The sequence below is a fragment of the Methylocucumis oryzae genome (assembly GCF_000963695.1).
In the GTDB taxonomy this organism is placed as follows: Bacteria; Pseudomonadota; Gammaproteobacteria; order Methylococcales; family Methylomonadaceae; genus Methylovulum; species Methylovulum oryzae.
In genome coordinates this window covers 20,049-27,540 of record NZ_LAJX01000134.1, presented here as the reverse complement: position 1 = coordinate 27,540, position 7,492 = coordinate 20,049, and the positions used below count along the sequence as shown (strand labels likewise).

The following is a 7,492-nucleotide window of genomic DNA, read 5'->3' as shown; positions in this document are numbered from 1 at the left end:
TTGGAAAGAGGCATCGTGGTCATCTATATCGCCGTTGCGGTCTTCATCCCAGTTGATGGTAATAACGTAGCCATTACCAGCATCATTGGCAATAATTGTGGCACAGCTTCCATTTATTACATCATTAGCGCAGCCTGGCAAGGTAACGCGAATTTGGTTAAACCAATCGTATAAGTCTTGCTCTGCTAGAGCATCAGGATTGCAGCCTGCGGATTGTTTCAGGCAGTCTTCTTGTTTCTTAGCATCATACGGAGAGATAGTTGCATAGCGGCTACCTCCTAGTAAACTCGCTTCTGTGGGGTTTGCTCGCATTCTGTCAACGATGTCATAAGCTAATAGGGTGGCTTGACTTCGGTTGTAAGCTGCTTGGTTTGAATTTATTGATATTGCTTGGAGAGCGGCAACACCTAATAAACCACCCGAAATCAAAAACACGGTAATTAAAATTTCTATTAAGGTAAATCCGGTGCTTTGTTTTAACATAGTTAGCTAGCGTCGCTACAATCAGAAAGTTCTGAATTATCATCAAATTCGGGGATACCGTTAGGGTGGTTTAAAGGGATTTGATCTACGCCTAGGCGAATTCTACCCATTGTATTAATGATGATAAGCTTAGATTTATAGGAAAGTTGGCCTGAGCCATCTTGATTGTCACATACCGCAAAAGTGCCATTAGTATTGCTAGTGCCATCAGGGTCATACCGGACAAAATTAGTATATTTAGAATTGGCCCCTAATATAAAGCCTTGCGGTAGCGCATCTGTTTTCCTAAGTACGCAATCTTCCTGGGGCTCGCATAAAATTTCATCACCGTCATCGTTGAATACATTAGCATTAACACCGTTTCGACTGACATCGGCAAAAACAATCCAACCGTCTTCCCATACGCCTCCTCCGGTGAAGTTCCTAAGAGCGACCGGTAGGCCACGTTTAACGGCTTCACTTCTAGCTAGATTAAGATCGGAGACAAGTTGATTGGTGTAAGCCGTTAAACGATTTTTGTTGTACATCTCCGTTAAGCTTGGTAAACCTATAGCAGCAACAACACTTGCTATTGCTAATGTCATTAGCAGCTCAATGAGGGTAAAACCGTTTTGTGCGATTCTGTTGTTGACCATAGATGCTTAGGTTCCAAAACAGTAGTCTTGAGGAGTAAGCGCTTTATGAAAATGACAAAAAAAATATTGTCATTAAATTTAGTGCGCGCCTGATTTTTGTGACTTAGTATAGACCCTTATTCATAAAATGATTAAATTTTTTATAGCATTTTGTGATGCTTATCGTGTTTGTGTTAACGGTTAATGATTTTTATAAGTATTTGTTTATTTTAGCTTATCTGTGACATGCGGCTCTATCAATTGATACATGAGCTGGTGCATTTTAGGACTGCCAGCAATGACATTTCCTGATTCCATGTATTTGTCATTAAACGAGAAATCGGTGACTACACCGCCAGCTTCTTTAATCAATAAAATACCGGCAGCCATATCCCATTCCATGACACCTATTTCCCAAAAACCATCTAAGCGGCCTGCGGCTACATAAGCTAAATCGAGAGCGGCGGCACCAGCTCGGCGAATCCCTGCGCATTGTGTGGTTAAGGCTTTGAACATGCCCACGTAAGCGTTTAAATGTTCATCAGTTTTAAACGGAAAACCGGTGCCTAGTAATGCGCCTTTTAAGCTAGTGGGTTGCGTTACGCGTATGCGGCGGTTATTGAGCATGGCGCCACCGCCACGTTCTGCCGTGAATAGTTCATCACGCAATGGGTCGTAAATGACGCCTATTTCAAGTTTGCCCTTGTGTTTCATCGCAATAGATACAGCGTATTGCGGGAAGCCATGTAAAAAATTAGTGGTGCCATCTAAGGGGTCTATAACCCAAACATAATCATTGCCCTGATGAGCGCCGCTTTCCTCGGCTAAAATAGCATGGTCAGGATAGGCTGATTTTATAATTTGGATGATTTCTCGTTCCGCGCTACGGTCTACTTCGCTGGCGTAGTCATTACGGCCTTTTTGGTCTATGCGTAACTGGCCGATGCTATCGGACGAACGCACTATAATATCGCCGGCACTTCTTGCAGCACGTACGGCGGTGTTTAACATGGGGTGCATAGATTCTTCGCTGATAATTAAAACTGGTCTAATAGAATAGCAAATGTTTTGGTAGAATTGCCCACTTTTTAAACTGTGATTGTTCGTGTTATCAGATATTAAAATTATTTTGGTGGAAACTTCGCATCCAGGCAATATTGGTGCTGTTGCTAGGGCTATGAAAAACATGGCTATGCATCGATTAGCCCTGGTGAATCCTAAGATTTTTCCTAGTGCCGAGGCAACGGCTCGTGCAGCGGGTGCAGATGATATTTTGGCTAAGGCTGTTGTTTATGACAGTTTAGTCGATGCATTGGCAGATTGTCAGGTCGTGATTGGAGCGAGCGCTAGAAGTCGTACGATTAGTTGGCCTGAGCTAACGCCTAAAGCTTGTGCTGAGATGATTGCATCCGATGTAAGCAAACCTAGTGTCGGTGTCGTGTTTGGACGCGAGCATTCGGGCTTAAAAAACGAGGAACTCGATTTATGTCGTTATTTATTGCGTATCCCAAGTAATCCTGAGTTTAGTTCTTTAAATATTGCAGCGGCGGTGCAAATTGTTTGTTATGAGTTTTTTGCCGCTCAAGCTGTTGTCGAGGAAAGTCGGATTGGCGACAAAGGGGAAAGCCCATTAGCCACTGCTGCGCAAATGGAGTTGTTTTACGAGCATTTACATCAAGCGTTGTTAGATATTGGCTTTATGCGGCCAGAGCGTTCGAACACCATAATGCGTAGATTAAGACGTATTTATAACCGTATTCAGTTAGATACTAAAGAGTTAGATATTCTTAGGGGTATTTTAAGAATGGCACAAGACCATCAAAAGAGTTAATTATGTTTTCTCGTTTAAAAGAAGATATTGCTTGCGTATTTGCGCGCGACCCAGCAGCACAATCGGTGTTTGAGGTGTTGACGACTTATCCCGGTGTACATGCGGTGCTGGTGCATCGCTTAAGTCATTATTGTTGGCGGACGGGGTTTAGATGGTTGGCGCGCTTTATTGCTTATGTGAGCCGTTGGTGGACTGGTATTGAGATTCATCCTGGCGCAGAAATAGGAAGGCGTTTTTTTTATTGATCATGGCATGGGGGTCGTGATTGGTGAGACAGCAGTTATTGGTGATGATTGTACGCTTTATCATGGCGTTACGCTGGGCGGGACAACCTGGAATAAAGGCAAGCGCCATCCAACGCTACATAACGGGGTTGTGGTCGGTGCTGGGGCAAAAATCTTAGGGCCTATTGAGATTGGTGCCGGGGCTAGGGTCGGTTCTAACTCGGTGGTGTTAAAAAATGTGCCTCCAGGTGTGACAGTAGTCGGTATTCCTGGTCATGTGATTGGTTCTAAAGATAAGAAAACCAGCTTAGTGATGGATGAAATTGCCGGTAAGTTGGATTTTGACCCTTATGGCTTAAAAGCCGATATGCCCGATCCTATTGCTTATGCGATTAATCGAATGCTAGATCATATAAATACGTTAGATGAACAAGTAGAAGCCATGCAAAAAGCCATGGATGAGGCGGGTATTAGTTGTCAAAAAACACCTTTGTGTACGCTAGATGATTGCGAAATTAATGATAGTTATAGGAAAGAGCCATAGGGCATGGCTTAATAGTTGACTATTCAAGTGGGTTAAGTATAGTAACTTAACTCGAAACTGTTTGTTAAGGATGAATGTGTGCGTTTAACTACTAAAGGCCGTTATGCCGTCACTGCGATGCTGGATCTTGCTTATCATAGTCAGATTAAGCCTGTGACGCTGACCGAGATTGCGACTCGGCAAACCATTTCGTTATCCTATTTAGAGCAATTATTTGCTAGGCTGAGACGCGCGGGCATGGTTAAAGGTGTGCGTGGGCCGGGTGGCGGCTATACTTTATGCGGTTTAGCCAGCGATATTAATATTGCCGATATTATTGCCGCCGTTGATGAGCAAGTGGATGCAACTAAATGTGGTGGCGAAGCCAACTGTCAAAAACACCAAGCCTGTTTAACTCATGAATTATGGATGGGGCTTAGTGAACAAATTAGGGATTATCTTAAAGGTATTACTTTGGCTGAGCTGTTGGAAAAACATCATGTGCAAGAGGTTGCGCAACGACAAGATCAAGAAGCTCAGCGCGTTATCGAACTGCATAGGCACATGTTAAACGCCTAGTGATTTACTTTGATCACAATGCGTCCACGCCTATCGCGCCTAGCGTTTTGGAAGCGATGCTGCCGTTTCTGCAGCGCTTTCATGCCAATCCTTCTAGCTTACATAAACAAGGTCGAATTGCCAGAACGGCAATAGATACGGCTAGAGAGCAAGTGGCTTCTGCCTTAGACGCTGTTAATGCGCAGATTATTTTTACTAGCAGCGCGACCGAAGCCAATGCGTTAGCATTATCCACCTTAGCGTCTGGTCAGACGCTTGCTTTGTCAGCCATTGAGCATCCTTCAGTAAGTGCGCAGGCTGATTTTTTAGCAAAGCAAGGCTATGACGTGATTGTTTTACCCGTCGATAGCAGCGGGCGTGTAACAGAGTCGGCTCTTGCTGAACTTAGCGTTAAGCAACCCGACTTGGTTTCAGTCATGTCGGCGAATAACGAGACAGGTGTTATTCAAGATATGGTTGCTATCGCTAATCGAGTGTCTAATTATAGTGGCTTAGTGCATACCGACGCGGTACAGGCGTTTGGAAAAATACCTTTATCGTTTAAGCAATTAGGCGTTAATTTAATGTCAGTGTCGGGACATAAAATTTATGGACCTAAAGGCATTGGTGCTTTGATTGTTGATAAGACTGTTGCGCTAAAGCCGCTGTTTTATGGTGGAGGGCAAGAGCTAGGTGTTCGTTCCGGTACAGAGAATGTTGCGGCGATTGTTGGTTTCGGTGAGGCCTGTCGTTTAGCGCATCAGTGTTTGGCTGAGCGTAGTCAGTATTTACAACGCTTACGTGATGAGTTAGAGCTTGGCTTAATGGATTTACCTGGCGTAACGCTATTTGCTCAAGATGTGGCTAGGTTGCCTAATACGAGCCAATTTGGTATCGCGGGTATTGATGGTGAAATGCTGGTGATGAATTTGGATAGGAAAAATATTGCCGTGTCTAGTGCTTCTGCCTGTGCAAGCGGTGGCGGTGAGCCTAGTCCTGTTCTATTGGCAATGGGTGTGAGTCCTGAGCAAGCTAAAACAGCTATTCGTGTTAGCTTAGGAGAAACCAACCAAATGAGCGATATTGTTGAATTTTTATCTATTTTAAAGTCATTATTGGCTTAGTTGTTAATCAGTTATAAGGAGGGGTAAATGGCGGTTACCGTAACAGAAACGGCAGCAAAACAAATCCAAAAGCAATTGCATAAACGAGGCAAAGGCTTAGGTTTGAAATTAGCGGTTAAAAAATCTGGCTGTTCAGGTTATGCCTATTGCTTGGATTTCGCCGACCACGTCAGCGAAGGTGAGCAAGTGTTTGAACAATTGGGTGTCAATATTATTGTTGCTACCGCAGATTTGTCGGTAATCGATGGTATTGAATTGGATTATCGAAAAGAGGGATTGAGTGAGGCATTTCAGTTTAATAACCCTAATGTTAAAGCAACCTGTGGTTGCGGCGAAAGCTTTGCGGTTTAGAAGGTCAAGTTAATACGTGGCGTCTGCGGTTATTTTTACTGATGATCCGGGTTGGCATGGCAAAATGCTGTGTGATGCATTTCAGGCTAAGGGTTTTTCGGCACTGTATGCATCATTGACGGCTTGTCACTTTAGTATTGCTGAGACCCGACCTGTTATAACAATACCGGGTCTTAGTAATGCTTTGCCTGATGTCGTGTTTGTTCGAGGTGTTCCTGGTGGTTCGTTAGAAGAAGTCGTGTTTTATTTAGATGTGTTACATGCGTTAGCTGAGCTTGGCATACCTGTTTATAATTCAGGGCGAGCGATTGAGCGCAGTGTCGATAAAGCGATGACGAGCTTTTTGTTACATAAAGCAGGTTTGCCAACGCCCGTGACGTGGGTGTTGCGCGATAGGCAGCAGGCTTTAGATATTGCTGAAACTGAATTGGCGGCTGGAAATTGGCTGCTTAGCAAGCCGTTGTTTGGTTCGCAAGGCGAGGGTATTCGCCGTTTGGAGAAACAAACCGACTTACTTTGGCTGACCGGTAGTCGCGGTATTTATTATTTACAACGTTTCGTGCATAGCTTAGGTGAAGGTTGCTCAGATTTTAGAGTGTTTGTCATTAATCATCGAGTGGTTGCAGCGATGCGCCGACGAGGCAAGTTTTGGTTGAATAATGTTGCGAAGGGGGCAAGTTGTGATGCTGTTGTTGCTGATGAGCAATTAGCTTCACTTGCCATTTCTGCAACAAAGGTCTTAGCAATGGATTATGCTGGTGTTGACATTCTTCAGCAGCAAGATGGTAGTTTCACCATCATAGAGGTTAATAGCATACCCGCTTGGAAAGGTTTGCAAAGTGTCTGTGATGTTAATATCGCTGACTTGTTAGTCAATGATTTATTAACTCGTTATGTCTGAGCAAGAATTGCAACTAAGTTTGCTATACCGGCAAGCGTGTGAAATCGAGTTGCAGGCGCTAAAGCCCGGTAATGTGAGTGTCTATGCGGATGGTCATGATATGACCGTGGCTGATTTTAGGTTAAGTGCTGAAGTCAGCGCCCCGTTTTTGGTTAAGCCGTCGCTAAGCCTGGGTGAGAAAATTTATTACGCAATAGAAGCAACCCGTCTCGCGGTAGCTTGTAACACAAATTTAGGTATTATTTTATTGTGCGCGCCGATAGTGGAAGCGTTGCAGCGCTATCCAGATTTGCCTTTGCGCCAGGGTGTCGTCCATGTTTTGCGTCATACGACGATTGATGATGCTAATTGGGTGTTTCGCGCTATTGCCTTAGCGGCACCGGGTGGTTTAGGGGATGCAAAAGAGCAAGACGTACACACTAAAGCTAGCGTTAGTTTGACGGAAGCGATGGCATTAGCCAGTGATAGAGATCGCATAGCGCTACAATATATTAACAATTACGCAGATATTTTCGATTTTTTATCCTATATATATTATAATGCGTGGAGTAGGTGGGGCGATCATTATTGGGCAGCAGTGACAGTTTATGTTAATTGCTTGTGTAATTTTGCTGATAGTCATGTCGAACGAAAATACGGTAGCCAATATAACGATTGGATTCAGACTAAGATGAAGCAGGCAAGCTTAGCTTTATCGGAAGCAGATAATCCAACACAATTAATACCGTTTTTTCTATCAATAGATCATGAATTAAAATCTAAACGCATTAATCCTGGGACTACAGCTGATTTTACTGTGGCCACTGCGTTTATTGTGCTTTTAGAGAGTCAATTCTGCTCTCCGAACTAAATTTGTTCTAATGAACGAATAAAACGGCGCTTG

At 43.8% G+C, this 7,492-nt stretch carries 9 protein-coding genes and 1 pseudogene; 7 read left to right on the top strand and 3 right to left on the bottom strand.

Annotated features, from left to right (window positions below):
• The 3 genes from pilV to VZ94_RS13515 all read right to left on the bottom strand — a co-directional run.
• Positions 1-483 (bottom strand): type IV pilus modification protein PilV (gene pilV, locus VZ94_RS13525; RefSeq protein ID WP_045779627.1); only part of this gene is annotated, 483 nt, incomplete at its 3' end.
• Positions 484-485: 2 nt separating this feature from the next.
• Positions 486-1,118, bottom strand: a complete 633-nt coding sequence (locus VZ94_RS23080) for a GspH/FimT family pseudopilin (protein WP_052700531.1) — start codon at positions 1,116-1,118, stop codon at positions 486-488.
• Between the two features lie 204 nt (positions 1,119-1,322).
• The gene (locus tag VZ94_RS13515) at positions 1,323-2,117 is read right to left on the bottom strand and encodes an inositol monophosphatase family protein (RefSeq protein WP_045779626.1); all 795 of its coding nucleotides are present in this window, start codon (positions 2,115-2,117) and stop codon (positions 1,323-1,325) included.
• A gap of 85 nt (positions 2,118-2,202) precedes the next feature.
• Here VZ94_RS13515 and VZ94_RS13510 point away from each other — a divergent pair, with 85 nt between their 5' ends.
• From VZ94_RS13510 to VZ94_RS13480, 7 genes and pseudogenes are all read left to right on the top strand, one after another.
• Positions 2,203-2,928 carry an RNA methyltransferase gene (locus VZ94_RS13510; RefSeq protein WP_045779625.1) on the top strand — a complete coding sequence of 242 codons (726 nt, stop codon included), beginning with the start codon at positions 2,203-2,205 and terminating at the stop codon, positions 2,926-2,928.
• A gap of 2 nt (positions 2,929-2,930) precedes the next feature.
• A pseudogene (gene cysE, locus VZ94_RS13505) lies at positions 2,931-3,696 on the top strand (serine O-acetyltransferase).
• Positions 3,697-3,774: 78 nt separating this feature from the next.
• Positions 3,775-4,254 carry an Rrf2 family transcriptional regulator gene (locus tag VZ94_RS13500; protein WP_045779624.1) on the top strand — a complete coding sequence of 160 codons (480 nt, stop codon included), beginning with the start codon at positions 3,775-3,777 and terminating at the stop codon, positions 4,252-4,254.
• On the top strand, positions 4,254-5,357 hold the full coding sequence (locus VZ94_RS13495) for a cysteine desulfurase family protein (RefSeq protein ID WP_045779623.1): 1,104 nt from the start codon (positions 4,254-4,256) through the stop codon (positions 5,355-5,357). Before VZ94_RS13500 ends, VZ94_RS13495 begins: the two co-directional genes overlap by 1 nt.
• Before the next feature lie 27 nt (positions 5,358-5,384).
• Positions 5,385-5,708 (top strand): HesB/IscA family protein, encoded by a 324-nt coding sequence (locus VZ94_RS13490; protein ID WP_045779622.1) that lies wholly within the window; start codon positions 5,385-5,387, stop codon positions 5,706-5,708.
• 16 nt (positions 5,709-5,724) lie between these two features.
• Entirely contained in the window at positions 5,725-6,609 is an 885-nt protein-coding gene (locus tag VZ94_RS13485; RefSeq protein WP_239649928.1) for an ATP-grasp domain-containing protein, read from the top strand.
• Positions 6,602-7,459: a triphosphoribosyl-dephospho-CoA synthase gene (locus VZ94_RS13480; protein ID WP_045779621.1), complete on the top strand. Its 858-nt coding sequence runs from the start codon at positions 6,602-6,604 to the stop codon at positions 7,457-7,459. The genes VZ94_RS13485 and VZ94_RS13480 overlap by 8 nt, the downstream gene beginning before the upstream one ends.
• The last annotated feature ends 33 nt before the right edge of the window (positions 7,460-7,492 follow it).

Bases quoted from the DNA above. Each gene is read 5' to 3' on its own strand.
- VZ94_RS13490 (WP_045779622.1), top strand. From the start codon at position 5,385: ATGGCGGTTACCGTAACAGAAACGGCAGCAAAACAAATCCAAAAGCAA.
- VZ94_RS23080 (WP_052700531.1), bottom strand. From the start codon at position 1,118: ATGGTCAACAACAGAATCGCACAAAACGGTTTTACCCTCATTGAGCTG.
- VZ94_RS13480 (WP_045779621.1), top strand. From the start codon at position 6,602: ATGTCTGAGCAAGAATTGCAACTAAGTTTGCTATACCGGCAAGCGTGT.
- VZ94_RS13515 (WP_045779626.1), bottom strand. From the start codon at position 2,117: ATGCACCCCATGTTAAACACCGCCGTACGTGCTGCAAGAAGTGCCGGC.